At 33.5% G+C, this 25,804-nt stretch carries 19 protein-coding genes and 2 pseudogenes; 8 read left to right on the top strand and 13 right to left on the bottom strand.

What is annotated here, in order from left to right:
• Positions 1–36: 36 nt before the first annotated feature.
• Positions 37–528: a 5-(carboxyamino)imidazole ribonucleotide mutase gene (gene purE, locus AACL19_RS01910; RefSeq protein ID WP_339046254.1), complete on the top strand. Its 492-nt coding sequence runs from the start codon at positions 37–39 to the stop codon at positions 526–528.
• Between the two features lie 86 nt (positions 529–614).
• Here the strand turns inward: purE and AACL19_RS01905 are convergent, their stop codons facing one another.
• Positions 615–2,321: a hypothetical protein gene (locus AACL19_RS01905; RefSeq protein WP_339046252.1), complete on the bottom strand. Its 1,707-nt coding sequence runs from the start codon at positions 2,319–2,321 to the stop codon at positions 615–617.
• 374 nt (positions 2,322–2,695) lie between these two features.
• On the opposite strand from AACL19_RS01905, the gene dnaA reads away from it, so the two are divergent.
• The 3 genes from dnaA (at position 2,696) to AACL19_RS01890 (ending at position 5,573) form a co-directional block, all read left to right on the top strand.
• Entirely contained in the window at positions 2,696–4,081 is a 1,386-nt protein-coding gene (gene dnaA / locus AACL19_RS01900) for a chromosomal replication initiator protein DnaA (RefSeq protein WP_339046250.1), read from the top strand.
• Between the two features lie 5 nt (positions 4,082–4,086).
• On the top strand, positions 4,087–5,256 hold the full coding sequence (locus tag AACL19_RS01895) for a SurA N-terminal domain-containing protein (protein ID WP_339046249.1): 1,170 nt from the start codon (positions 4,087–4,089) through the stop codon (positions 5,254–5,256).
• Between the two features lie 191 nt (positions 5,257–5,447).
• On the top strand, positions 5,448–5,573 hold the full coding sequence (locus AACL19_RS01890; RefSeq protein ID WP_339046247.1) for a hypothetical protein: 126 nt from the start codon (positions 5,448–5,450) through the stop codon (positions 5,571–5,573).
• 898 nt (positions 5,574–6,471) lie between these two features.
• On the opposite strand, the pseudogene AACL19_RS01885 reads toward AACL19_RS01890, so the two are convergent.
• From AACL19_RS01885 to AACL19_RS01860, 5 genes and pseudogenes are all read right to left on the bottom strand, one after another.
• Positions 6,472–7,132 (bottom strand): annotated as a pseudogene (locus tag AACL19_RS01885) (transposase family protein).
• A 412-nt stretch (positions 7,133–7,544) separates the two neighbouring features.
• A pseudogene (locus tag AACL19_RS01875) lies at positions 7,545–7,676 on the bottom strand (transposase); the annotation flags it as partial.
• 146 nt (positions 7,677–7,822) lie between these two features.
• Positions 7,823–8,962 carry a DNA-processing protein DprA gene (gene dprA, locus AACL19_RS01870; RefSeq protein WP_339046245.1) on the bottom strand — a complete coding sequence of 380 codons (1,140 nt, stop codon included), beginning with the start codon at positions 8,960–8,962 and terminating at the stop codon, positions 7,823–7,825.
• Between the two features lie 129 nt (positions 8,963–9,091).
• Positions 9,092–9,340: a hypothetical protein gene (locus tag AACL19_RS01865; protein WP_339046243.1), complete on the bottom strand. Its 249-nt coding sequence runs from the start codon at positions 9,338–9,340 to the stop codon at positions 9,092–9,094.
• A gap of 114 nt (positions 9,341–9,454) precedes the next feature.
• Positions 9,455–10,084 carry a histidine phosphotransferase family protein gene (locus AACL19_RS01860; RefSeq protein ID WP_339046241.1) on the bottom strand — a complete coding sequence of 210 codons (630 nt, stop codon included), beginning with the start codon at positions 10,082–10,084 and terminating at the stop codon, positions 9,455–9,457.
• Positions 10,085–10,186: 102 nt separating this feature from the next.
• On the opposite strand from AACL19_RS01860, the gene purM reads away from it, so the two are divergent.
• Entirely contained in the window at positions 10,187–11,212 is a 1,026-nt protein-coding gene (purM, locus tag AACL19_RS01855) for a phosphoribosylformylglycinamidine cyclo-ligase (RefSeq protein ID WP_339046239.1), read from the top strand.
• Here the strand turns inward: purM and AACL19_RS01850 are convergent, their stop codons facing one another.
• From AACL19_RS01850 to tgt, 5 genes are all read right to left on the bottom strand, one after another.
• Entirely contained in the window at positions 11,213–11,581 is a 369-nt protein-coding gene (locus tag AACL19_RS01850) for a hypothetical protein (RefSeq protein ID WP_339046237.1), read from the bottom strand.
• Positions 11,582–11,702: 121 nt separating this feature from the next.
• Positions 11,703–12,929: a 5-aminolevulinate synthase gene (gene hemA, locus AACL19_RS01845; RefSeq protein WP_339046235.1), complete on the bottom strand. Its 1,227-nt coding sequence runs from the start codon at positions 12,927–12,929 to the stop codon at positions 11,703–11,705.
• A gap of 78 nt (positions 12,930–13,007) precedes the next feature.
• Positions 13,008–13,514 (bottom strand): hypothetical protein, encoded by a 507-nt coding sequence (locus tag AACL19_RS01840; RefSeq protein ID WP_339046233.1) that lies wholly within the window; start codon positions 13,512–13,514, stop codon positions 13,008–13,010.
• Positions 13,515–13,545: 31 nt separating this feature from the next.
• Entirely contained in the window at positions 13,546–14,427 is an 882-nt protein-coding gene (locus AACL19_RS01835; protein WP_339046231.1) for a hypothetical protein, read from the bottom strand.
• Between the two features lie 95 nt (positions 14,428–14,522).
• Positions 14,523–15,698 (bottom strand): tRNA guanosine(34) transglycosylase Tgt, encoded by a 1,176-nt coding sequence (gene tgt / locus AACL19_RS01830; protein ID WP_339046229.1) that lies wholly within the window; start codon positions 15,696–15,698, stop codon positions 14,523–14,525.
• Between the two features lie 56 nt (positions 15,699–15,754).
• On the opposite strand from tgt, the gene carB reads away from it, so the two are divergent.
• Positions 15,755–18,994, top strand: coding sequence for a carbamoyl-phosphate synthase large subunit (gene carB, locus AACL19_RS01825; protein ID WP_339046227.1), 3,240 nt, complete (start codon positions 15,755–15,757; stop codon positions 18,992–18,994).
• Between the two features lie 76 nt (positions 18,995–19,070).
• On the opposite strand, the gene AACL19_RS01820 is transcribed toward carB, so the two are convergent.
• Positions 19,071–21,434: a porin gene (locus AACL19_RS01820; RefSeq protein WP_339046225.1), complete on the bottom strand. Its 2,364-nt coding sequence runs from the start codon at positions 21,432–21,434 to the stop codon at positions 19,071–19,073.
• A 195-nt stretch (positions 21,435–21,629) separates the two neighbouring features.
• Between AACL19_RS01820 and mnmG the strand changes: the two genes are divergently transcribed.
• Positions 21,630–23,480: a tRNA uridine-5-carboxymethylaminomethyl(34) synthesis enzyme MnmG gene (mnmG, locus tag AACL19_RS01815; protein WP_339046223.1), complete on the top strand. Its 1,851-nt coding sequence runs from the start codon at positions 21,630–21,632 to the stop codon at positions 23,478–23,480.
• 121 nt (positions 23,481–23,601) lie between these two features.
• Here the strand turns inward: mnmG and nuoH are convergent, their stop codons facing one another.
• Positions 23,602–24,627, bottom strand: a complete 1,026-nt coding sequence (gene nuoH / locus AACL19_RS01810) for an NADH-quinone oxidoreductase subunit NuoH (RefSeq protein ID WP_339046222.1) — start codon at positions 24,625–24,627, stop codon at positions 23,602–23,604.
• Between the two features lie 147 nt (positions 24,628–24,774).
• On the opposite strand from nuoH, the gene AACL19_RS01805 reads away from it, so the two are divergent.
• Positions 24,775–25,782, top strand: coding sequence for a hypothetical protein (locus AACL19_RS01805; protein WP_339046221.1), 1,008 nt, complete (start codon positions 24,775–24,777; stop codon positions 25,780–25,782).
• Positions 25,783–25,804: the final 22 nt, after the last annotated feature.

Below are 25,804 nucleotides of genomic sequence, written 5' to 3'. Positions count from 1 at the left end.
AATCAAAGGGTTTAAAAATTATAAAAATGAGAGAGTATGGCAGCAGAAGTAGCTATAATAATGGGCAGTGAGTCAGATTTTGCAACAATGGAGAATTCGTTAACTGTTTTTAAGGAATTACAGATACCTTATGAAGTTCGTATAATATCTGCCCATAGAACGCCAGATAGGTTATTTGATTTTGCTAAATCTGCAGAAAAAGAGGGTTTTAAAGTGATTATAGCTGGAGCTGGTGGTGCAGCTCATTTGCCTGGAATGACAGCTGCCTTAACCCATCTACCTGTGATAGGAGTACCAATTCAGAATCAACATTTAAATGGTATAGATAGCTTATTCTCTATAATACAAATGCCTAAGGGAGTGCCTGTTGCAACTATGGCTATAGGTAGTAGTGGAGCATTCAACGCTGCTATTATGGCTGCATCCATATTATCTATCAGCAATATTAATATTGCTGATAAATTAAAAAAATGGCGTGATAAACAAACTAATGAAGTGAAAAAAATGCCTTCTTCATTGATGTCTTGATTAATTTCCATCTTTACAATATGAGATAGAAGTTATTTAAGAATTATTGATCTGTATCTTATAATTCATTTAGCATTCTTAAAAAATCAACCTATACATTTTATAGTAGTTAATAATTTTTGTATAGTAACACCATGCAATTCACTACCTACCTTTTGTTCATTATCAGCACTGCTCGTTATATTATCAGGGGTTTTTGTATACTTACCTGAAACTCCAGATTCTATATCACTCTTATAATCTGTACTTAAATTTGAGTTGAGTGCATTATACTCTAGTGTTACACCAACAAAATTTACCACTGGTTCTACAATATTATAATAACACCAGTTTTTAATATTACTAAATGTACTGAAAGAGTTATTACTTTCTTTTTTGTTATCTTGCTGCTGAACACTTTGTGATGTTTCGGAAGTCAATTTTTCCTGTGGTAAAGCTTTTATACTGCTTATCCCCATGCTAACATTCAAATTTGGCCAATTAAATCTAGTTACAATAGACATTTGAAGATTTTTCATTCCAAATATGCTGCTTATAGGCTCTCCGTATACTGATAATAGTAATGTCATTGTATTATTAAGTGATAACCTCTTCTGCTTTTGCACTATATGCAGATTACTCACTGTATTATTATTAGGATTTTGAACTACTTGTTTAAATGATTGTGTAGTTGAAGACATTTTTTCAGGTTTTGGTGTATTCACACTGATAGAAGGTGAATAACTGATACCCACATATTTTACAACTAAAGCTTTTTCTACCTTTTTATTACTCTTTAAATTAACCTGTTGCTGATCATTTGCTTTTTTTACTATTGCCTCAGATTTCTCCACACTACTATCTCTCTCATTAACTTTCTGCTGATATTTAATACAATCTTCATAAGAAGCTGAAGAATTAAGCTCTTTACTAGCTACGCCTTCGTCGTAAACTGAACGTAAGTTTGAGTTTGACAAGATCTTTACAGAATCCTCTCTTATTTTAGATAGGAAGTTGTTAGATTCTATGTTTAGGCCAAGTTTTTTTTCCATCAAGTTTATGTAATCAAGCATAAGCTGATACTGATATAAGAGGCTTTTTTTATCTTGTTTTATTTTATCTAAATTAATTTGCACATCATCATAATGATCATTTCCCTTTGCAGCATGCTCTTCTTTTCCTTTTATGTATGATATAGCTTGCTGCTTTGATTCTATTATAAAAAGTAGCCCTTCTTGTTGCACATAATCATTAATAGATTTTAGACTAAATGGATGCTTTCGATTAAATTTTTTTATTTTCTTTTCAAATTTTCTTTCTAACTTATCTACATTTCTTATAAGAATAAATTTATCTATAGTTTTTTCTGGAGTTTGTTCTAAGCTAAAACCTAGATACTCTTCTACTTTTTTTATATAATCAAGAGTACGTTTAAATCTATATAGATTGCTGCCTTTATCTTCTGTGATCTTGTTAATATCATTATTTTTCTTAAAAGCTTCTTCTTGCTGCAAATTTGCTAAATAAGATTGAGCTCCATTTCTTAAACCTATTATAAAAGATAATCCCTCTTTCTTAAGACCTTTATTAGTATAATTATCATCTGATGGGTGTTTTTTGTTAATTCTCTTTAAGTTTTTCTTAATAATCTCGCTCGACTTTTTTTGACTCTTTACAAAATCATCTTTATTTTTAAAATCTAACACAGTGTAATAATTTAGCTCTTTCTTATTTTTTTTACCAAACAAGTGATTTTTTATCTCTTGTAATAGGGTATCATTATTTCTGTTCTTCTTAATACTTATGTTGCTCATTACCTTTTCCCCTCATTTAAAATAATTTAATTTTTAAATATAACTAGTTAAGATTAAACCATAAAATGTTAACTTTCAGTTAATACGGTATAAAAAATAAAAATTTAATTTAATTATCTTATTAAAGATTAAAATAATTAATATATTCGCGCAACAAAAATTTATTACATCAAAATTATGAAATGACAAAATACTCCTGTATTATAATACAATCCTCTATTATAGTGGATTTAAGAAAAATCATTTACTAGGCTTTACAACTAATAAATAAAACATCATAATGATAACAATCTGTAATATTTGTTAATTTATATAAATAGTTTTAATCAATATTTTATTTGAAGAGCAAACTTTTTATTGTATTCGGTGTATTTATGAATTTAACTAGCCCTAAAGTTGCAAGTGTATTCTGTGACCACATTATCACCATTGATGATTGCAGTTCTATTTGGAAAAAGATACAAAATCAACTTCGTAAGCTTTATGGGGAGGCTGTTTTTAATAGCTGGATTGGTTTCTTAAAATTCATCAGTAATAACAATGGGGAAGTGTTACTTTCAGCTCCAACTAGATTTATTAAGGAATGGATATCGATACATTATATAGATAAAATACTATCTTTATGGCAGAGTGAAGATAATACCATACGCTCACTTGATATTCGAGTTATTAAGGAAGAGAGTAACGTTATAGATAAGGAGGGCTATAAAAATATCACTAATAGTTATGATAATCTATCTTCTCCTTTAGATCCAAGATTTACTTTTGACAATTTTGTTGTTGGTAGACCAAATGAGCTTGCGTTCACTGCAGCAAAGCGTATTGCTGAGTCTTCTGCTTCTATCCCTGGAAGTAATCCTTTATTTTTATATGGTGGTGTAGGGCTGGGCAAAACACATTTAATGCATGCTATTGCATGGCATATAGTTAGTACTTCAAGTGAAAGAAAGGTGGTATATTTATCAGCAGAGAAGTTTATGTATCAGTACATAACAGCATTAAGAAACAGGGATATTATGGTATTTAAAGAGCAATTTCGCTCAACAGATGTGCTTATGATAGATGATGTACAATTCATCAGCGGTAAAGACAGTACTCAGGAAGAGTTTTTTCATACTTTTAATGCATTAATTGATCAAAACAAACAGCTGGTAATTTCTGCTGATAGATCGCCAAGTAGCCTAGATGGAGTCGAGGATAGGATAAAGTCACGTTTAGGATGGGGTTTGGTAGCAGACATTAATGAAACAACTTTTGAGCTTAGATTGGGAATATTACAATCTAAAGTAGAAAATATGAAAGCTGATGTTCCTAATGGCGTGCTTGAGTTTTTAGCAAAAAATATAAAGTCTAACGTTAGAGAGCTAGAAGGAGCATTAAACAAGGTTATGGCTCACTCTTTACTAAATGGTAAAAATATAACTATAGAATTAGCTAATGATACTCTATCGGATCTTTTACGTTCAAATTGCAAAATGATCTCAATTGATGAGATACAGAAAAAAGTATCTGAGTTTTTTAAGATAAAATTGTCAGATATATACTCAACCAAGAGAGCTCGCAACTTATCTAGACCAAGACAGGTTGCAATGTACTTAGCAAAGATGCTAACACAGAAAAGCTTGCCTGATATTGGTAGGAGTTTTGGTGGTAGAGACCATACAACTATCATTCATGCAGTAAGACAAATAGATAATTTGATAAAAACTGATGTGAACCTTGCAAGTGATGTTAATTTATTAATTAAAATGTTAAGATAAACAAAATGAATAAGTTAGCAATCATTTTTCTCTTACTATCTTGCATATTTACAAATGTATTTGCTTCAGTCAAAATCGTTGCTACTGTTAATGGAGAGTTGATTTCAAGTTTGGATGTTGAGAAACGTATGTTATCTATGGAGCATCTTGGTATCAAAACAGATCAAAAGCAAGTTTTACAAAGCTTAATAGATGAGGTGTTAATTGAAAATCAAGCAAAAAAACTTAAAGTCTCTGTCAGTAACAATGAGTTAAATGGTGAAATTCTCTTATTTTCTAAAAGATTTAAGCTAAATTATGATGAATTTGTAAAGCAAGTTAAAAATAATTATGTAGGTTATGGTTCGATAATAAAGCAGATAAAATCTCAGCTATTGTGGAATAAAATCTCTGAGTTGAAAATATTGTCTTTTATCAATATTAGTAACGAAGAAGTAAACAATATTGCACAACAAATAGATAGAATAAGTGTGATTATCAATGTTTTAGAAATACTAATACCCAATAAATCTAATAGTTCATATAATACTGCTGTTAACATAGTTCAGAAATTACGTAATAATGAAACCCTTGAGACAATCGTCAAAGATTATACCGAATTTCCAGTGTCTATACAAAAAGAAGCATTAAACATAATGCAGTTGCCTTCTAAATTACAAAATATGCTAGGAAGCTTAAATATTGGTGATATTAGTGACCCAATTGCTGTAGATGGTGCATACTTAGTAGTAAAAGTTGCTGATAAAATAAAATTTGATCCATCATTGCTAGATACAACTTTAAGTTTAAAGCAAATTTATTTATTAAATAATCAGGAAAAATTTAAGGAATATTGTGGAAAGCTAGATAATCTGAAAAATCAGAAAGTGGACTGTTTAATGTTTGATAGAGCGGTGGAAAACTTAGGGCTACCAAAAGTAGAAAAAATTGAGGTAAAAATGGGGGAGCTAGCTCCCTATATGCAGGCCCCTTTGCAGAAGTTACAAGTAGGAGAAATAATAGATATTAAGGATAATAAAGGCAATCTAAGATTAATAATGCTGTGCAATATACAAAAAAAGTATGTGGGTCAGCATGAATGGATAAAACAGAAGATTTATGAACAAAAAGTTTCAACGCAAAGTGCTATATATTTCGACAATATGCGAAAAAATGCTACTATAGCATTCAGATGACGTTTTGTAAAATGCTTTATCAGCTTTCTTTCTTCTATAATTGGTAAGTTCAGTAGTTAATATTTTATATAATTTTAATTCCATTACCTGCAGGTAATAGGGTCTCTACTTGAATCGTATCATATTTATATCACCTGCAAAAAAATGAAATGTTTAGTATATAAGGAGATAGGCGGGAAAAAGCAGTATCTGTGGTTAAAGGGGGGTCAAAAGCTGAGGTTGTGGAGCTTTTAGACGCTATATACATGGCTCAAAAAGAAAGAATGGTAATAGAAGAATATGTAAAAAAGCATCCAGCTGGCAGAGATGAAACTTAGTTTCGGAATAAGCACAATTTGGTCAGATAGCTAAAAATCACATTAAAAAAAATTTACCAAATAGGTAGAGATTTATCGAAAAAATCGTATATAGATGAAGCTGGATATAGAGAGGCCACCAAGAGGAGAGAAAATTTATGTGGATGAGATAGATTTGTTGCTTTACTGGAGGTTGTAATAAACGGCTGGAGCACTGCCTAAATTACCATATAGTAGTTATGCTGCTTTTCACAAGATTGCCAAAGGGAGTATTCTCCAAACCATACGAGGTGAAGATAAGGAAAGTTGGTGGAGAGAAGAAAAAAACAGGCCTCTTAAATTTATTACAAAAAATTATAATGAGAAAAATAACTAATTTATCCTCAACGAATTTTGTAATGAGAAAGCAGATGAAATATCAACTATAACAGAAAAGAAATTGAATGATTTTGGGTAACATAGATGGAATTATTAAATGAAGATTCTGTAAGGTTTAAATTTTAGGTTTACTGAATATGAAAAGAATGTACAACAGTTTTATTTAGAAACATCTCACAATTTAAAAGCATAGGCTATATTAGCCTACCTAATGATATGGAAAATTTGTATAAAGGATATGTATAGTGGTTATGAATGGGATAAAATTACATTCTAAATCATGAGCTAACAGATCAGGGTTATAGAGGCAATATATCAACTGCTGACTTAGTTGTACCAATAAACAAATGGATGAAGCTGGAGCTTATTTTGTTAGCCGTTATAAATCCGATACCAATATGTATGACATAGAAACAAATCAAAAAATAGAGTTTATTTAGAATTTCTAGAAAGGGAAAAATTAAAGTGAGATCAAAAATTAACTGAATACAATCAAAAGAATAAGGGCTAGCAAATCAAAAGAATAGACCTCTTTCAAAATTCATGTATGGAGCTCAAAATTATAAATAGCAGCAATCGGATTAAACCTTAAACCAAAACGCTTTCGCCGATTTTGATTGCAATAATTTTAAATCTAACCCAATCACGTTTTCTACTACTACCCTTTTAATTCCTGATTTTCTTTCTTTTACTCAATTTTTTGTCTTCCTGTGCGATAATTCCGCGTTTTTATGCATCATTCTTCTGTATCTGCCAGAACTTTAACGTCTGGTAATATGTGAATTTTTGATTCTTTGAAAAACCGAAAATCGTGCCTCCTACCGTTTGAAAAAATACAATCTTTGTTTTTTTCACAATTACCTGTGTTTTTATAGTATGCTTCTTTTTCTTCCCTGAATAACTGCTTTTTTGAGTCTTTCTATAGGTGTTTCCGTGGAATCATCTCACTTTTTAAGAGCTCTCTGGTAACGCAAAATCTGGGCCAACGTATCTTCTTATTATCTTAAAACTTCACTTATTCCATAACTCCGACCAATATGAAATCTTATATATTCCAGCGCCATCTGTCTTCTATGCAGAGCTTGCTTTTACTTTGCTTTTCTTCTTCTTTATCCAAAATTTCCACCATTCGTTCAAATGTTGCTTTTTTACCCCTGCCGAAATTTTTCTCCTTTCAGTTTCTCTATTTTTTCATATCTCATACACTTAAATGCATGATTCTATACTACATTTTCATTTCCTTACCAATTTTGAAAGAAGTCTATTGTTTTTTCAGTAAAATCAAAAATTTTAGACGTATTTTTTGTAGATTCGATAAGATTACAGCGGTTTATAGGGGCTTTTTGAACTTTGTTGGAGCCCTCATTTTGCTTAAATGAAATTTTGTTCACATGGCCTAAAGCTGAAGCTCACTACATAAAATACGCTGATTCTAAGGCTGGCAAAAGTTGTAAAATATAAAAACATTAATTCAGAGCAGAAAGAGCATAACAGAAATTGTTTAGAATGAGAGTAGAAAATCAGGTTCAAAAATATTTAAGATTATGTTTATCATAATTTTCAGAAATTTGCGATTTAATATTATTACTGGCATTATAAATCTTAAACATGCCTTTTCTTGATATAGCCTTTATCAAGAAATAGCAAACCAATAAGTTTTTTGTGAGACTTGCTTCTATCATCAACATTACCTTTAGTTAGCGTAAGTGCTTGCTTTTTCATTAAATGCAATTTTAAACCAAAAAATCAACCATTTGTACTTTTTAAAGCCTCAATTACATACAAAAGCTGCTGCTTTATAAGATATTTTTGCAATAGGAGTGATAAATCTTTCAAAAAATATCTTATTAAATCTTGCTTGGAATTTTGACTTTCTGAATTAGGATTTAATATTACTTACAATCAAATACTAAAGCAACTTTATTACCTGGATAACGTTCTATTTTTTGTGCTAGTTCTAACTCCAATAGTGCTACCAATACTATTTCAGTGCGCATTCCACTTACTGCAATGATTTCGTCTATATCAGTTGGTATAGAATCAATGCAACTTAAAACAGCGGCTTTTGCTTTTTGAACTTCTGTATCTGTAACATCAACATATTCATCATTACCATAATTAGTAGCATCGTCAAATAAACTGTTTTGAATGGTGCAACCAAAACGAATACCGTCTATTATATCGTCTACAGATTCTACAAGCTTGGCACCTTTTTTAATTAAATTGTTGCTTCCACCACAGCGTGGGTCTAAAGGAGATCCAGGCACTGCGAAAACTTCCTTGTTTTGCTCTAAAGCAAAATTTGCAGTTATTAAAGAACCAGAACGCTTAGATGCTTCAATTAAAACAACACCAAGGGATAGCCCAGATATAATGCGGTTTCTCTGTGGAAAATACTGCGGTTTTGGTTTAGTCGAAAAAGGTAGCTCAGTAACTATTAAACCATTACTCTCTGCTATTTTGTTATATAGCTGTAGGTTCTCCTTAGGATAAACAACGTCAATACCAGCAGCTGTAACTGCAATAGTTGAGTGGTTTTGAAATATCATACTATTAACTGCGGTGTCAATACCACTTGCCAGACCAGAAACTGTAATAAATCCAGCTTGGCTTAGATCATACGCTAACTTATTTGCAAAATTTCTACCATTTATAGAGGAGTTACGTCCACCAACAATTGAAATTATATTCTTTTTGAGTAAAGAAACATCTCCAAGTACTGTGATAACAGGAGGAAAGTCAGCAATTTTCCTTAAGCTCTCTGGGTAATCAGGTTCGCATGCTGCTATAATTTTAGCTCCTATTGCTTTAGCACTTTCTAGCTCCTTTTCTGCTTCTTCTACTGTACATATTTTTGATATTTTGTTATTTGTACCAGAATTGCTTATAAGGGTTGGTAAATGCTCTAATACATTCTTTGGTGTTTTATATACTTTTAAAAAAGCGAAAAAAGTTACAGGACCAATATTTACAGTGCGGATAAGACGAAGCCACGCAATTAACTCATCGTGACTTAATTGTTTTATTTGCATACAAATGAAAACTTTAGCTTATAAAATACGAGAACCCCTTCTATATCTACTTAGAGATTGAAAGGCTAGTTTTTAAAATTTTACAAAACTCCTAAAAAACATAAAATGTTTCTTAGGAGTTTTATTAAGCTATATAATTTGATTGTCGTTTTCTATAAGTTTAGAGCAGATTTCAGCATTTTGATCTTCTGTGCAAACCATACGACAAAACTGATTCTCCTCTTCATGTGTAAGACCAGAGTCTGATTTTTGAAGATTTAAAAGACAAATTTTAACATCTTCTTCTGAAAGGTAAAAAATACCTTCAGGATAAGCAATATCCTCTTCTGTAGTCATAATCAATTGGCCAGTTTCATTAATATTTTCGATATCTAACATATATTACCTTTTTATTGGGAAGAAAGTAAATGTTTAACTTAATATATAAATAGAGTCAATTAAAATCTTGATATATTAAGAGGCATAATTTTTCATACCACGCTAAAATTGCAATCAATATGTGCTGGGAAATACAATATTTATGGTATCATTTTTATCGCACTTAATATTAGCGTTATAACTTTTGAGCAACAAATGTAGGAAAAAGGTATTTATATTTTTTGTATCTAATTGACTATTATTCACATTTTCTAAAGCTGTTTTGAGTACTGAACTTATGTTCTCACCTTTTTTAGTTATTTTTACAGCTACTACTATTTCATCACCTATTTCTTTTACTGTTAGCAAAATTGCACTATCGTTTGCTATTTTGTAGTTTATAAGTATTGCTACATTAGCAATGACTTTGTTTATTTTTTCAATTAAACTTTTATCTTCTACATCCAAATTTTCTATACTCCACTCAATTGCAATTTTTTTATAAGATAGGTAGTTTATAATATTATTTTTTATTTCTTCAAAACTTGAGTTACTTTCTGAAAAACTATATGCTTGCCGCATCATTTTAAACTTATATAGCAGTGAATTGGAACCCTCTTGTAAAATGGATAAGGCTTCTTCTTCCACACTATCACTTTCAAAAAACTCGACACTATTTATTATACCATTCATTGGACTAGCAAAGTCATGAAATAAACGTGCAGTTATAAGCTCAACAACAGATAATAAGATGTTTTGATCCATTTTTTACTTAAGAAAATAGAAGCTAGTTGTATAACTGTCAATTCCTCATTGATTCTTGCTTATGTTTTTATTACAATTAGTTAACACTATTTTAATAATATTATGCGGACTTACCTAGAATCTGGGGTGAATGTTGAACTGGGTAATCAGTTAGTAAAAAAAATTAAACCAATTGCAAAGTCAACCTTTAGAGATGAAGTAATCAGTGATATAGGATCTTTTGCTGCACTGTTTGATTTTGCTGCTTTATGTAAAAAATATAAAAATCCTGTATTGGTTTCTTCTACTGATGGTGTTGGCACAAAATTGCTTATAGCTGAAGAGATAAATAAGCATGATACTATCGGCATTGACCTGGTAGCAATGTGCGTAAATGATGTATTAGCCCAAGGGGCAGAGCCTTTGTTTTTCCTTGATTATTTTTCAGCAGGTAGTCTAGATGAAGATACAGTATTATCTGTAATAAGTGGTATTGGTATTGGGTGTAAAGAAGCAAAAGTAGCGTTAATTGGTGGAGAGACAGCTGAAATGCCTAGCATGTATAAAAAAGGTATATATGACTTAGCAGGATTTGCAGTTGGGGTAGTAGATAAGGGTAAAATTTTGCCACAAAACATAACTGCAGGCGATGTTATAATTGGTGTGCACTCTAGCGGAATTCACTCTAATGGATTTTCTTTAGTTCGTAGTATAATCAAAAACTGTAGTATAAATTATAGTGATCTATCTCCTTGGCACGGGAAATTATGGGGAGAGATTCTACTTGAGCCAACAAAGATTTATGTAAACTCTCTGCTGCCTATTATGTCTCAAATTAAAGGCATTGCTCACATCACAGGAGGGGGGCTTATAGATAACATACCAAGAATCCTGCCACATCATTTAGCAGCAGAGATAGATTCTTGGCAATGGCCAGAAATTTTTACTTGGCTCAGCAAAGAGGGTAAAGTAGAAAAGGAAGAAATGTTAAAAACATTTAACTGTGGCATAGGAATGGTGCTAGTGATAGCACAAGATAATATAGGTGATGTTTGCAATAGCTTAACTAAAAGTGGAGAAACAGTCAGCATTATCGGTAGGATCATTGAAAAGCCTACAAATAATGCTGAGAGTGTTATTTTTACTTGATTATCTGGTACGATCTTCCTCTCTTTGCCTATTGTTTAAAGGTTGAACATCTTCTATCTCTTCGAGTTCTGGGAGAGCTGCATTAACATCATAATAAGCTTTTTCAACACAATTTAATATAAGCATAGTATAGAAAACGCTAGCTATTACTGCAGTAGTTGAAAATGGAGACATGGTATCTCGAAATACCTCAAGTAATGGTCTATCTTTTTGTGTCGATACGTTATGTAGCCCTTCCTGAAGAAGAAGGAAACTTGTTAGAATAAAGCCAGTATTTATGCATATATTAATATATCTTCCTGTGGGATCCACTTTTCTTTTTATGTTTTTCCAACAAATTGCTGTATCCTCAATAAAATCTGCTAACATACCACCCCCCAATTAATATTTATGTATACGCTTTATAAAGTATCATTTTTAATTTTCAAGCTTATTATTTACATGCTATTAGAATTGATAATATAAAATTGGTATTAACTTTTTATCTCTACTAATTATATTCTACATGCAAATTTTTAAACTGTAGTGGTATCGATAACTCTTCAAAGACTTTCACAAGTGAACGTGTTAGATGTTCAATCATACTATCATTATGATATGGTGTTGGGGTAATTCTAAATCGTTCTGTACCTTTAGGAACTGTAGGATAGTTTATATGTTGTACATAAATGTTGTATTCATTAAATAGCATTTTGGATGCCCTTTCACACAACACTGGATCTCCTATAATTACCGGAATAATATGAGTTTCAGTAAGTACAAATTTTATCCCAGCTTTTGTAAAAGAAGATTTGACTTTTTTTACCATCTCTCTTTGTTTTTCCCTTTCGGTACTGCTTAACTTTAAATGCTCAACACTTGCCTTTGCTGCAGCTGCTAAGATAGGTGACAGCGCAGTAGTAAAGATAAATCCAGGAGCAAAGCTTCTGACAACATCAATCAAATCTTTTGAGGATGCAATATACCCACCCATCACTCCAAATGCTTTAGAAAGGGTGCCTTGAATTACAGTAACTCTATCCATAAGATTATATTCCTCAGCTATGCCACCACCACGCTTGCCGTACATCCCAACTGCATGCACTTCATCCAAATAAGTAAGAGCATTATATTCCTCAGCAAGATCACATATCTGCTTGATAGGTGCAATACTCCCATCCATGGAATAGATAGATTCAAACGCTATTATCTTTGGTACTTCTTTGCTAACCAGATCTAGTTTGGATCTAAGATCATCTACATCATTATGTTTAAATATATATTTTGGACTTTTACCAACTTTCATTCCCTCTATCATAGAATAATGGTTTTTTTCATCAGAAAAAACTACTACTTCAGGAATAATTGAAAGTAAAGTACTTAAGGTAGTCTGATTAGCTAAATAACCACAAGCGAAAGTTAAAGCAGCTTCTTTTTGATGCAGATCAGCTAAAGATTCTTCCAATTCTACAACTTCCTTTGTAGTACCTGAGATATTTCTTGTCCCTCCCGCTCCTATATTAGTAGAGGAATTCTTAACTGCAGCAATAACTTTTTCATTCTGTCCCATTCCTAGATAATTATTACTACACCAAACAACGACATTTTTTTTGTGCTCACAATCTATTTTATAAGGAAGCTGGTCTGGCGAAGATATAAACCCTATGAACTGACGGTAACGCCCCTCATCTTTTATATCTTTTATTTTATTAGCAAATATTTTGCTATAGTCTACCATAAGTAATAAAAAAGTAACACATACTTAGTATGTATTACTTAATATAAAGTTTCAATTGAATAACTAACAAAAATAATTTTAATCCAATTCGTGTTCCTGAAATTGATGAGGCTGTGAAGTATTGCATGACTGTAACCTGTGGTCTATAGTCTGATTTTCAATTAAACCTAAAATCAACAAGGAATGGTTGTATATATATTGAGTAAATTGTGGATCATATATCAATTCTTGCAACTGATACTTTATATGTTCTTCGTCCGCACTTGGAAACATAGTTTTTAAAAAAGCAACATACGCTTCATTAGCAACTGGATCATTTAAAAGCTCTTGTGCTTGAAGGGGAACAATAAGTACTGTTTCTTTTTCTTTAAATGAAGAAACTAGCAATTGATATAAGCAAAAAGAAAAAGCTAAACAAAAAACACTATCTATTAGTACTTTAGCAAGAACTGCAACTGCTGAAGCACTACCTGACGAAGCTTCTTTGGCAAGTAATGATAAAATAGCCCCACATGAAACTGCACAACAAACAGCTAATAATATTTTGCAGCTGTGTTTTTTTTGTAAACTTTTTATCCAATTCATCTTAATTTTATACCATAAATTAAAAGTTAAATCAACGCCCTTGACCGTTTGATAAAGATGTAGAAGAATTAGAGCGTGATATGCTTGAACTAGGGCTGTTACCATTGTGCTCAGAATGATCACTACTTACGCTTCTACTTCTCTTTTGTTGTTTTTTTACGCTTGGCTTCTTTTGTTTATTTGCTATATTCCTTCTTTCTTCGGCTCCTTTTTGTTCTTCTTCGCTCTTTTTTAGAGTTTCCTCTCCTTTTTTCTTCTTTTTCTCGTCTATTTCTTCTTTCCTTCCTAGAACTTGCTCTTTACGTTTTCCCTTATTTCTAGTATTACTATTTCCATTTATACCCTTTGTTTCAAAATTACTCTTCCTTTTTCCAGTATTTTGTCTATTATCCTTTTCTCCTTTTGTGTCGCTGCTACCAGGTTTTTGCTGCAGTTGTGGTGAAGTTCCTTGGAGCAAGGTTACATCAGAATTATGTTCATCTTCCCATTCTAGATCGGTTGCACCAATATCTGCTTGATCATCACTTTCGCTTTGGCTTGATGGTGAATTTGACAGGGCATCATTATGTCTTTTTTCTATGCTAGGTGGGCGAGTTTTTCTTCGCACACGATTTTTTGCATGACTATTATCTAATAGTGAATCGTACTTAGTTAAATCAAGTTTACCCTCTTCTGTTATATTTGACCCATTAACCTCGTTTCGTTCTACCTCAGAAGACTGAGATTGACCATTATTATCATTTATTTTCCCCTCCTGTACTTTCCCATACGAAGTCAATTGAGGCTCTGTGTCTTCTTGTTCTCGCCTAAAACAGCTAATAATCCAATTCCAAAGCTTGCCTAGCCAAGTGTTTTTTAGCCAATGAAAGAAACCTTTAGAAGATTGCCCCCCACTTGACTCTGTACCTGACATGAAACACTCCTTCTTTAAATATATATTTAATTATATTATAAAATAATAATAATTATAATATACTATACTTTATAATAAAGTATTTATATCAATTTTTAAATCCAATTTTTTCTTTCGTCTTTTAAAGTATTATTAACAATTGCTTTTCTAATTGATGACATCAAACTATTCATAAAATAAATATTATGTGTTGTAATTAGGCTATAGGCAAGTAGCTCCTTTGCTTTTAAAAGATGATGAATATATGCTCTGCAGTGGTTCAGACACGTAAAACACTCACAATCACTTTCAATAGGGTCTTCATCTAATTTAAATCTTTGATTACGCAAATTGATATGCTCTTTACGCTTAGAAGAAAAAGAATTTCTATTTTGTGTCTTAACCAGTGCACTGCCATGCCTTGCTAGACGTGTTGGGTGAACGCAATCAAAGGTATCAATGCCAAGTTCTACTCCATGAAATATATCTTCTATACCACCAATACCAAGTAAGTGGGTTGGCCTATCTTCAGCTAATTTACTAGTTATAAATGCAACAATATCATACATTTGTTCTTTACTGCTACCTAAGGAGCCTCCTATTGCTTGACCGAAAAATGGCATACTATTTGCAAATTCACAACTCTCTATGCGCAAATCTTCATAAACTCCTCCTTGAATAATACCATAAAGAGCCTGTTTACCGCTATCATTCTTCTCAAACTCAACTAAAGACCTTTCGGCCCACCTGTGACTCATTCTCATTGACTTTTCTGTATATTCTCGACTAACGTGAAATGGAGTGCATTCATCCAAAACAACAATTAAATCTGCTCCTAGTTTTTGTTGTATCTGTATTGATCTTTCTGGCGTAAGTAAGTACTCTTGACCATTAATATAAGAGCGAAAAACTGCTCCATCTTCATTGATTTTAATCAATGTCCTTTTAGTATTATTTCTTACTCCCTTAATCTCCTCGGCAACTGAGCCGTGACCTAAGCTGAATATTTGATAACCCCCAGAATCAGTAAGCATTGGTTTGCTCCAGTTCATAAATTTATGTAGCCCACCAAGCTTTGCTACTGTATCTTCTCCTGGTTGCAGCATAAGATGATAGGTATTAGATAAAATGATTTGCGTATTACAACTTGTAACCCTTTCTGTATCTACAGCTTTAATTGCAGCTTTGGTTGCACAGAATATAAAAGCTGGGGTGTAAATAGTGCCATGAGGAGTGTGAATTTCGCCAATTCTTGCTTTACCCGATTGTTTGGTTACTTTAAATTTTATCATTTCTTTTTCCTAAAAGTCTATATACTTTAATAAATAATAAAGAAAGTAAATAAGTTATGCCAAAGCGCACAGATATAGAATCTATTTTACTAATAGGAGCGGGTCCAATTATTATAGGACAGGCATGTGAATTTGACTACTCTGGAACTCAAGCTTGCAAGGTGCTCAAAAGCGAAGGTTATAGGGTTATTCTCGTTAATTCTAACCCTGCAACAGTTATGACAGATCCAGAACTTTCTGATGCTACCTATATTGAACCAATAACACCTGAAATTATAAAAAAAATTATCGTAAAGGAAAGGCCAAATGCAATACTGCCAACTATGGGTGGGCAAACTGCCCTAAATTGTGCCATGGAACTTGGGGCTAGTGGTGTATTAAGTAGGTATAACATTGAGCTTTTAGGCGTCAATGAAGAGGCAATAAAAAAAGCTGAAAATAGAAGTTTATTTTGTGCTGCTATGGATAATATAGGGCTTAAATATCCTAAAAGCATAATAATTAAAAATATAGAGCAAATAGGAGATGCACTAGGTTATATAGGGCTGCCAGCAATCATTAGATCCTCTTTTACTTTAGCAGGCACAGGAAGTGGAATAGCCTACAATAAAGAAGAATTTCTAAGAAAAGCTAGTGAGGCGCTAGAGGCTTCTCCGATTGGTGAGATACAAATAGATGAATCAGTAGTTGGTTGGAAAGAATATGAAATGGAGGTTATTAGAGATTCTAAAGATAATTGTATAGTTGTCTGCTCCATAGAAAATATAGATCCTATGGGTGTTCATACGGGAGATAGTATCACAGTTGCTCCAGTGCTCACTTTACGTGATGCTGAATATCAAAAGATGAGAGAGGCATCAATTGCGGTTCTTAGAGAAATAGGAGTAAGCGCAGGTGGTGCTAATGTGCAATTTGCTGTTAATCCCAAAGAAGATGGTAGCTTGCTTGTTATTGAAATGAATCCCAGAGTTTCACGCTCTTCAGCAATTGCATCCAAAGCTACAGGTTTTCCCATAGCAAAGATTGCAACAAAGTTAGCTATAGGTTACACACTCGATGAAATACGTAACGATGTTGCACCGGTTATACCCGCTGCTTTTGAGCCAGCAATGGATTATATTGTAACTAAGATACCACGTTTTAATTTTGATAAGTTTCCTGGAGCAAGTAAGGAGCTTTCAACTTCAATGAAGTCTGTTGGCGAGGTTATGTCAGTTGGACGCTGTTTTTCTGAATCTTTACAAAAAGCCCTACGTTCGCTAGAAAATGATTATACTGGTTTAGATGAAGTATTGCCTCAAAATTCTGATATTGATTATATAAAATCTCTACTTGCAAAGCCACTTCCAGAGAGGCTGCTGATTATTGCCGATGCAATTCGCCATAATATTAGCATTGATGAGATTAATGAAATTACAGGTTACGATTTGTGGTTTTTAAAACAAATTGAAGAGATAATTCAGGCTGAAGATGAAGTCAAAAAAAACGGATTTCCTCAAACTAAAGCTGCAATTTTGCCGCTGAAGAAAATGGGATTTTCTGACAATAGATTGGCTAAGCTAAGCAAACAAAGTGTGGAGGATGTTGAAAGCATAAGGAAGCAGCTAGGTATAAGACAAGTTTATAAGCATATAGACACTTGTGCAGCAGAGTTTGAAGTTAGTACAAATTATATGTATGGCTGTTATGAGGGCAATGCTATAGAACAAACTGAATGTGAAGCGAACCCTTCAGATAAACGAAAAGTTGTAATACTTGGAAGTGGTCCAAATAGAATTGGTCAAGGTATTGAATTTGATTATGCTTGCGTACACGCAGCTTGGGCAGCAAAAGAGATGGGCTATGAAACTATAATGATTAACTGCAACCCAGAAACTGTTTCAACTGACTATGATATCTCCGATCGTCTTTATTTTTCTCCGCTCGTAGAAGAAGATGTTATTGAAATATTAGAGAAGGAAAGAGAGAATGGTGAGTTGATAGGAGTTATCGTGCAACTTGGCGGGCAAACTCCGCTAAAATTGGCTAAAATTCTTAATAAGCGTGGAATAAAAATATTAGGAACATCATTTGATTCTATAGACCTTGCTGAAGATAGAATGAGATTTAAAGAATTGATTGAAAATCTTAAATTAAAACAACCAATGAGCAGTATCTGTTTTACAGAAGATGAGGTTATATATGAGGCCAGTAAACTTGGGTTCCCTATTATGATTAGGCCTTCCTATGTTTTAGGTGGGCAATCTATGTCAATTTTACATGATACAACGGATCTTAAGAAATATCTTGAAAATCACTCAAAAGTTTTAAATTATGGACCTCTGCTTATTGACGAGTTTTTAACTAATGCCATTGAAGTTGATGTTGATGCTCTTTGCGATGGTAAGCAAGTTTATATTGCTGGAATTATGGAGCATATAGAAGAAGCTGGGATACATTCTGGTGATTCTGCATGTTCTATACCTCCTTATACACTAGATAGTCATTTAACCGACAAAATAAAGCAACAGACTATCAAATTGGCTTTAGCTTTAAGGGTAAAAGGGCTTATCAATATACAGTATGCAATCTATAATAATGAGATCTATGTGCTGGAGGCTAATCCAAGGGCGAGTAGAACAGTGCCATTTATTTCTAAGGCGACTGGAATTCCTATTGCAAAAATTGCAACTAAAATAATGCTTGGAGCAAAACTTGAAGATATAAAAGAAATTGAGAAAGAAAAACAGTTAAGTCACATTGCCGTAAAAGAAGCTGTATTTCCTTTCTCGCGCTTTGCAGATGTTGATGCCTTGCTTGGTCCAGAAATGAAGTCAACAGGTGAGGTTATGGGTATTGATTCATCATTCGAAATTGCTTTTGCTAAGGCACATCTGGCAGCAAATCATAGATTACCAACGCATGGCAAAATGTTTATTTCAGTAAAAGAAAGTGATAAAGAACTGATAGTGCCTATTGCCAAAATGTTTCAAAGCTTAGGTTTTAAAATATATGCAACTAAAGGTACTGCTTTATACTTAAGTGCAAGAGATATAGAAACCAAAGTAGTCAATAAAGTTAGAGAAGGTAGACCCCATATTGTCGATATGCTTTTAGATAAAGAGATAGATTTAGTGATAAACACTTCAGAAGGAAAAAAATCAATATCAGAAAGTGCAAGTATTAGAAAAACAGCGGTACTGCACAAAATACCATATAGCACAACAACCTCTGGTGCGAAGGCTTTAGCTCTTGCTATACAGAGTTTAAAAAATAAAAGCTTAGAAGTAAAACCTCTGCAAGAATATTTTAAGTAACTTTTAAAGAATTTTAAAAAAATAGTTAAAAAGGAAAACTAGTTACTTGTAGCAATACAAGTAACTAGTTTGTAATTTAGAAGCTGTGCTTAACACCAACAAGGAAGATATTTCCTTTGTTGTTCTTTTTATCAGAAGGCAATTCTTTTTCTTTAGCTTCGAAATGATGCCATGTGACATATGGAACTAAAGGATTCTTACTGCCATTTGAAGATAAGTTATATTCAGCACCAATGACGATATCAGAAAGTTCATTAGCTTCAGCTGACTTACTCTTAAAGTAAGTTGCACTTACATATGCGTTGCCAAACTCATACCCAGCACCAGCAGTCCAATAATAAGTGTCTTTTTGTAGCGCCTTAACTTTGTCATCTTTGCAATCATACTTGCTGTCTGCATTTTTTATGCAGATTTCTTTTGGCTGACCAGATTTACCCAAGTTAGCATAAGAAGCAGCAAATTTGAAACCAAAGTATTCCGCTGAAAGACCTAAGTTGAAAGCCATTAAGTCATTGTACTTACCGTACATACCGTAACGATCACCTTTAATGTCTTTTACTTGTCCTTTCTCACCAGTTGCTGAAACTTTAACTTTAAAGTCATCAAAGTCATACTCATAAGAGACACCACCGCTAACTATGTTTTCATAATTAGGTCCAACGTAGTTACCACTAGTCGCAAGCAACGTGTAGAACTCTTTAGCAGTACCTAAGCTTACGCCCAGTGCATTTTGTGCCGTAGCAGCAGCACGGAAAGCAGCAATAGCGGCATTTTCTGCATGAGCCCTAACTGTAGTAGAAGCAACAGGAACATCACCAGCATCAGCAGCAGCAGGAGCAGGAGCAGCAGCAAGCTCAGCATCATCATTAGGAGCACCACCACCACCAACGGCAATATCATATAGATAACCATTAGCAGCAACACGAGTAATCAAAGTATTCTCTGCAGCAACGTCAGCTATAGCAGGGTGAGGGTTACCTCCAACTTGAGGAAGAGCATTTGCTGCACTAACAGCAGCGTTAGCACCACCTGAAGCTAAAGCAGCAATACGGGCAATAGCTTGACCTGTATTAATAACTGTATTTCTAGCAGCAACATTAGCAACAGCATTAGGAACACCAGCAGGGTTAGCAATAAGACATTGCGCACGAGCAGTTACAATGTTTGTAATTATACTATGAGCCGCTTGTGTGAGCACAACTCCATTCATCTCATCAGCGACATTAGGTATATTGGCTGGATCAATCAGCGCTGCTTGAATTTCAGGAAGGTTTTGGTTATATGTTCTAGCTTCATTATATACCCTTTCAGCAATGGTAATAGCAGCGATAGCGGCATCTCGAGAAACTATAGCAGCAGCATTCTGAACAAGAACAGAAACTCCCTTAAGATCACGTGCAGCCTTCAGCGCAGCATTTGCTGTGTTATACCAACTTTTGTTTAGGACTTGTGCATTAACATCCGCATTATTCCCAGGGTTTTGAGCGGGATCAATATATTTAATCTTCTGCATACCGCCAGTTGTGAATAAATCACTATCGTAGTTTGGTGAGTAACTTACTCCAGCTTTAAGCCCCATAAAGCTTGGTGAGAAGTAAGAAACTCTAAATGGTTGAGTGTCAATAAAGCTCTTATTGTACTTAACCGCATCACGGAAAGAAAGCCAGTCACTCTCACTAAAAAGTGATTCACTGTAAAGACGTGGAGTTACATAAAAAGGAAAATTACCTTTATGTCCCTCAAGGTTAGCTTTTCTAAACCAGTTACTATCTGCACCACCATCACCAGCTGCAATTCTTGATGCATCGAGACGCATTATGCTTTCTGCACCTTCCATGAAACCAACGTTCATGTCACCAAATTCAGTATTGGCAAAAATATGTGCACCACGACTACGCATACCACTAGATTTTGTTATTGGTACATTTAGCTTTATATCAGCACCATATGCCAAACCTAAATCATAATTTGTATTTTCCGCTCTGATATTAAGCGTAGTATCTACTGATGTGCCAGAAGTTTTACTGTAATCACCAGCTATACCATTACTGAACTCCCCAAATAGAGCATTTGCATCAGCAAACTTATCATCACCAGGAATGATATCATAATCTTTGACATCAGATGTTTTGTGGAACTGAGTGTTAAACCCTCCACCAATTGTAATATGTGGCCCTTCTTTGAAAGATGAGTTATGCTTGCATCCACAAGCTTTCTCTCCTTTGCCACAAACACGTTTTTCTTCAAGTTTTATTTTTGCTTTGTTCACTCTCGAAACTTCAGAATCAGATTCTTCGTCAGAGCGAGAAATTTTCCTTTGCTCAACCTCTTTATTCACATTTTTTTGTTCAACTTCAACTAATGGATCAGCTAAAACATTTATCCCGTAAAATGCAACTAAAGATGTAAGAGCTGTTGTAATAGATAATATTTTTTTCATGAGACCTACCTATAATTAATATTTTGTACAACAGACATAAAAAGCCTATTCGCCACAAGTCTTATAACAAAAGAAGCAAAGAATGCAAGCAATTTTCAATAAAAATATATGAATCAACTGTGATTTTTGCACAATTATTTGTAAAACTATAATATTTTACATACTATATTAACCAAATTTTAGTTTTTACTACAAATGTATCAATATGATGTCATAATAATTGGTGGTGGACATGCAGGGTGTGAAGCTGCAACTGCAGCTGCGCGCATTGGTGCTAAGACTTTACTTATAACTCACAAAACATCAACCATAGGAGAGATGTCGTGCAACCCAGCAATAGGAGGGATTGCAAAGGGAACAGTTGTTAAAGAAATAGATGCTTTAGATGGAGTCATGGCAACTGTTATAGATAAAGCTAGTATTCATTCAACTATGTTAAATAGAAGTAAAGGTGCAGCAGTTTGGGGACCACGTGCACAAGCAGACAGGCAACTCTATAAAAAAGCAATGCAGGAAGTAATTTTAAACTACGATAATTTGACTGTTTTAGAGGAGTCAGTTCAAGATATTTTAGTCAATACTAAAAAAGTAGTAAATGGTGTCATCGTAAGTAATGGTCAACATATACTTGCAGGTAGGGTAATATTTACTACTGGTACTTTTCTTCGTGGGATAATTCATATTGGCGCAGAAAAAACACCAGCTGGAAGAGTTGGTGAGAAACAAGAAGTAGCACTTGCAAACACATTAAAGAGATATGGGTTCAGTTTAGGGAGACTGCGTACTGGTACACCTCCAAGGCTAGATGGTAATACTATAGACTTTTCTGTTTTGCAAGAGCAAAAAGGGGATAATCCCCCTACACCTTTTTCTTATTTATCTTATGAGATAAAGCAAAAGCAAGTATCGTGTTACATTACTGCTACTAATGAAAACACTCATAGGATCATTAGGGAGAATTTACATAAATCTGCATCTCACTCTGACTTAGGCGAAATTAAAGCTCCTAGGTACTGCCCTTCCATTGAAGAGAAGGTAAAGCGGTTTGCTGAACGCAGTAGCCATCAGATATTCCTTGAACCAGAAGGATTATGTAGTAGCACCATATATCCAAATGGTATTTCTACATCTGCACCAGCTGAAGTGCAGCAGGCAATGTTAAGAAGTATAAAAGGCTTAGAAAAAGTAGTTATACTAAGGCCAGGTTACGCTGTTGAATATGACTATGTTGATCCAAGAGAATTACATCACACTCTTGAAACAAAAAAAATAAAAGGGTTATACTTTGCTGGTCAGATCAATGGAACAACCGGCTATGAAGAAGCAGCCGGGCAAGGCATTATAGCAGGAATCAATGCTGCACTTTCTGCATCTGACAATAAAGACAATTTTGTTCTTAGTCGCCGTGATGCATACATAGGTGTTATGATTGATGATCTAGTTACTTTAGGAACTGAGGAGCCGTATAGACTATTTACTTCACGTGCGGAGTATAGGCTAACAATCAGATCAGACAATGCTGACATAAGATTAACGCAAAAAGGATATGATATTTCTTCTGTATCACAAAAAAGATATGCAGTTTTACAAGATAAACTTGCGTTGATAAATAGGCTTACTGATACATTAGAAAATCTAAAAATAAGTTATTTTGATCTTCTACCATTCACTGCTAAAGATGGAACAAAAAAAACAGCACTTGAGCTGCTTGGTTATACGGATATGAATTTTGATAAATTACAAAAAATATGGCCAGAATTGGAACACTTTTCAAGAGAAGTGCGCGCACAAATTGAAATTGAAGCAAAATATAAACCATACTTAGCAAGGCAAGAAGAGGATTTAAGATTTCTGAAAGAAGAAGAAAATACAAAAATACCAGACGATTTTGATTACTCAAAGGTTAAAGGATTATCCAATGAGGTATATGAAAAATTACAAGCAGTTCGTCCAGCAACACTGGGGGCTGCAAAAAATATATCTGGTATTACTCCTGTAGCAATAATAAGCATCTTAATATTTTTGCGTCATAACAGTAGTTGCTAATTCTCCTAAATAAGCATATTTATTTATATTAGTCTATTTTTTATAAAGCTGAAAAATCTTATATTCCCTGCTCTATTGGAATAGTTATAGGGACAGTTTGGTCTTTAAATTCAGTTCCCATTTAAGCTGAATTTGGTATATGGCCTGTATAAAGCAGGATGGCAGCAACTAGCACTACCCAAGCTAAAGAAATAGGTAGAAACACTTTCCAACCCAAGCGCATAAGCTGATCATAACGGTAGCGCGGTATGGTAGCTCTAATCCAGATGAAACAGAACAGGAGAAAAACTATCTTTAAAATAAACCATACTAAACCTGGAATTTTATAAAGCAGATCAATGTTTAAAGGTGGGTACCAACCTCCAAGGAAAAAGATGGTCATTACTGCACTAGCCAAAATCATATTTGCATATTCACCAAGGAAAAACAAAGCAAACGGCATAGATGAATATTCAACGTTATATCCAGAAACAAGCTCGGCTTCTGCTTCTGGTAGATCAAAAGGATGGCGATTGGTCTCTGCAAGTAGTGAAATAAAAAATATTACGGCCATTGGCAGAAGTAATAAATCGATCCAAAAAGGCATGTTGTGGCGAATTACAACCATCTCCCCAAGTTTTAGTGTTCCTGATGTTAGCACCACAGTGGCAACAATAAGGCCAATTGAAACTTCATATGAGATCATCTGTGAAGCTGACCTAATTGCCCCTAAAAAGGCATAATTAGAGTTACTCGACCAGCCAGCCATAATAATTCCATATACATTCAAGGAGGATATGGCTAAAAGGTATAGAACACCAACATTGATATTGGCAATTGCATGCGGCACGATGATTTGTCTACCATTTTCCATTATAACATCAGCACCAAAAGGAATCACAGCCCATGCAACTAGTGCTAAAACAAAAGTAAGCATAGGTGCAATTCTAAAAATTAGTTTATTAGCTTTAAAAGGTACAATTGGTTCTTTAAGTAGCAGTTTTATCGCATCAGCAAATGGTTGCAGTAGGCCAAAGGGGCCAACAACATTCGGGCCATGCCTAAGCTGCATCGCGGCAATTACCTTGCGTTCAAAATACACAAGGTAGGCAACTGAAAGAAGCAGCGGCACGATAAGAGAAATAATTTTAATTATCAACATACTCATACATCAAGGTCTTTAATAGTTTAGATACATGCAGCATAGGTAAAAATCAATTATTTTAAATAGTAAAATACTAATTTAATTACAAAATTAGTAAATATTTTATCTTTTTATTGTAGAATTGGTAATATAGTTAATAGAGAGAGTAATATGTCTCAAAATAATCCAATCTTAAAATTTGATCAAAAAGCAGTAAATGATTACTGTTTTTCTTTGATATTAAAATCAGAAGATGGTCAAGATGTTGCTACTTTTCCTTCACAGCGATTTTTATTTGAGAAATCTAGTGACAAGACTCTTTTTAGAATAGAAAGTATGCAATGTGACAATTCAATGTCTTATAGGGCAGGAGAAATAGACCTAAAAGTGTATAAGAGTAATCTGGGTAAATTAAAGGCTGACATTGTAGATGATAACTCCGGCAAGAAAACTAATTTTCCTATATCATTAGATGCGATAAAAGTAACAGAAGGTACTAACCTTGAGTCATATGTAAACAAGGAAATTCATATTAAGCCGGGCAATTACGAAACAGAAACTAGTATGATAGCAGATTTGTATAACGCAGAAAATAAGAAAATAGGAGAACTTGCTGATACAAAGACTTATATCTACGGTCGCCACGATTTTAACGAGGCCATTATCAATTTTATATCTGCTCCACTTTTATGTGATTTTCGAGGACAGAATCTTCCTAATGTTACTGTAAGCAAAGTAGATGGTAAGTATAAATTACAACCAGTTAATACTAGTGTATCTCATAATAAGATTGGTTGTTTAAATGCAATGCTAGATCTCGATAACTTGAATGTTGATTATGATATTTTAAACAAACTCTATGGAGAAGAAGTTTCAGAAATAACTAACGTAGAAGGGTTAAAAAATCAAATTAAGGTTCTATCTCAAGAAAAAAGTCAATGTGAAACGCAGCAACAGAAACTAATTCAAGAGAAATCTCAATTGAACGATCAGGTTAGCAATTTAACAAAAGAAAAAGAGAATTTAACTCAAGAAAAATCATCCTTATTGAGTCAAAAAGAAGAATTATCAAATCAAATCAGCAAATTAACTGAACAAAGCAAAACATTATGCAATGAGCTTGACGAAACTCAATTTGCAATAAATGAGACACAGCATGATTATATGAATCTTATATAATTAAGATTATTCAGTAAAAAAA

This window comes from Candidatus Mesenet endosymbiont of Agriotes lineatus (assembly GCF_964019585.1).
GTDB lineage: Bacteria > Pseudomonadota > Alphaproteobacteria > Rickettsiales > Anaplasmataceae > Mesenet.
This window is presented reverse-complemented; position numbering and strand designations above follow the sequence as displayed.

Bases quoted from the DNA above. Each gene is read 5' to 3' on its own strand.
- tgt (WP_339046229.1), bottom strand. From the start codon at position 15,698: ATGATAAAATTTAAAGTAACCAAACAATCGGGTAAAGCAAGAATTGGC.
- AACL19_RS01805 (WP_339046221.1), top strand. From the start codon at position 24,775: ATGTCTCAAAATAATCCAATCTTAAAATTTGATCAAAAAGCAGTAAAT.
- hemA (WP_339046235.1), bottom strand. From the start codon at position 12,929: ATGGTAGACTATAGCAAAATATTTGCTAATAAAATAAAAGATATAAAA.
- AACL19_RS01850 (WP_339046237.1), bottom strand. From the start codon at position 11,581: ATGTTAGCAGATTTTATTGAGGATACAGCAATTTGTTGGAAAAACATA.
- AACL19_RS01895 (WP_339046249.1), top strand. From the start codon at position 4,087: ATGAATAAGTTAGCAATCATTTTTCTCTTACTATCTTGCATATTTACA.
- purM (WP_339046239.1), top strand. From the start codon at position 10,187: ATGCGGACTTACCTAGAATCTGGGGTGAATGTTGAACTGGGTAATCAG.
- AACL19_RS01865 (WP_339046243.1), bottom strand. From the start codon at position 9,340: ATGTTAGATATCGAAAATATTAATGAAACTGGCCAATTGATTATGACT.
- purE (WP_339046254.1), top strand. From the start codon at position 37: ATGGCAGCAGAAGTAGCTATAATAATGGGCAGTGAGTCAGATTTTGCA.
- AACL19_RS01840 (WP_339046233.1), bottom strand. From the start codon at position 13,514: ATGAATTGGATAAAAAGTTTACAAAAAAAACACAGCTGCAAAATATTA.
- AACL19_RS01860 (WP_339046241.1), bottom strand. From the start codon at position 10,084: ATGGATCAAAACATCTTATTATCTGTTGTTGAGCTTATAACTGCACGT.
- dnaA (WP_339046250.1), top strand. From the start codon at position 2,696: ATGAATTTAACTAGCCCTAAAGTTGCAAGTGTATTCTGTGACCACATT.
- dprA (WP_339046245.1), bottom strand. From the start codon at position 8,962: ATGCAAATAAAACAATTAAGTCACGATGAGTTAATTGCGTGGCTTCGT.
- nuoH (WP_339046222.1), bottom strand. From the start codon at position 24,627: ATGAGTATGTTGATAATTAAAATTATTTCTCTTATCGTGCCGCTGCTT.
- carB (WP_339046227.1), top strand. From the start codon at position 15,755: ATGCCAAAGCGCACAGATATAGAATCTATTTTACTAATAGGAGCGGGT.
- AACL19_RS01820 (WP_339046225.1), bottom strand. From the start codon at position 21,434: ATGAAAAAAATATTATCTATTACAACAGCTCTTACATCTTTAGTTGCA.
- mnmG (WP_339046223.1), top strand. From the start codon at position 21,630: ATGTATCAATATGATGTCATAATAATTGGTGGTGGACATGCAGGGTGT.
- AACL19_RS01835 (WP_339046231.1), bottom strand. From the start codon at position 14,427: ATGTCAGGTACAGAGTCAAGTGGGGGGCAATCTTCTAAAGGTTTCTTT.
- AACL19_RS01905 (WP_339046252.1), bottom strand. From the start codon at position 2,321: ATGAGCAACATAAGTATTAAGAAGAACAGAAATAATGATACCCTATTA.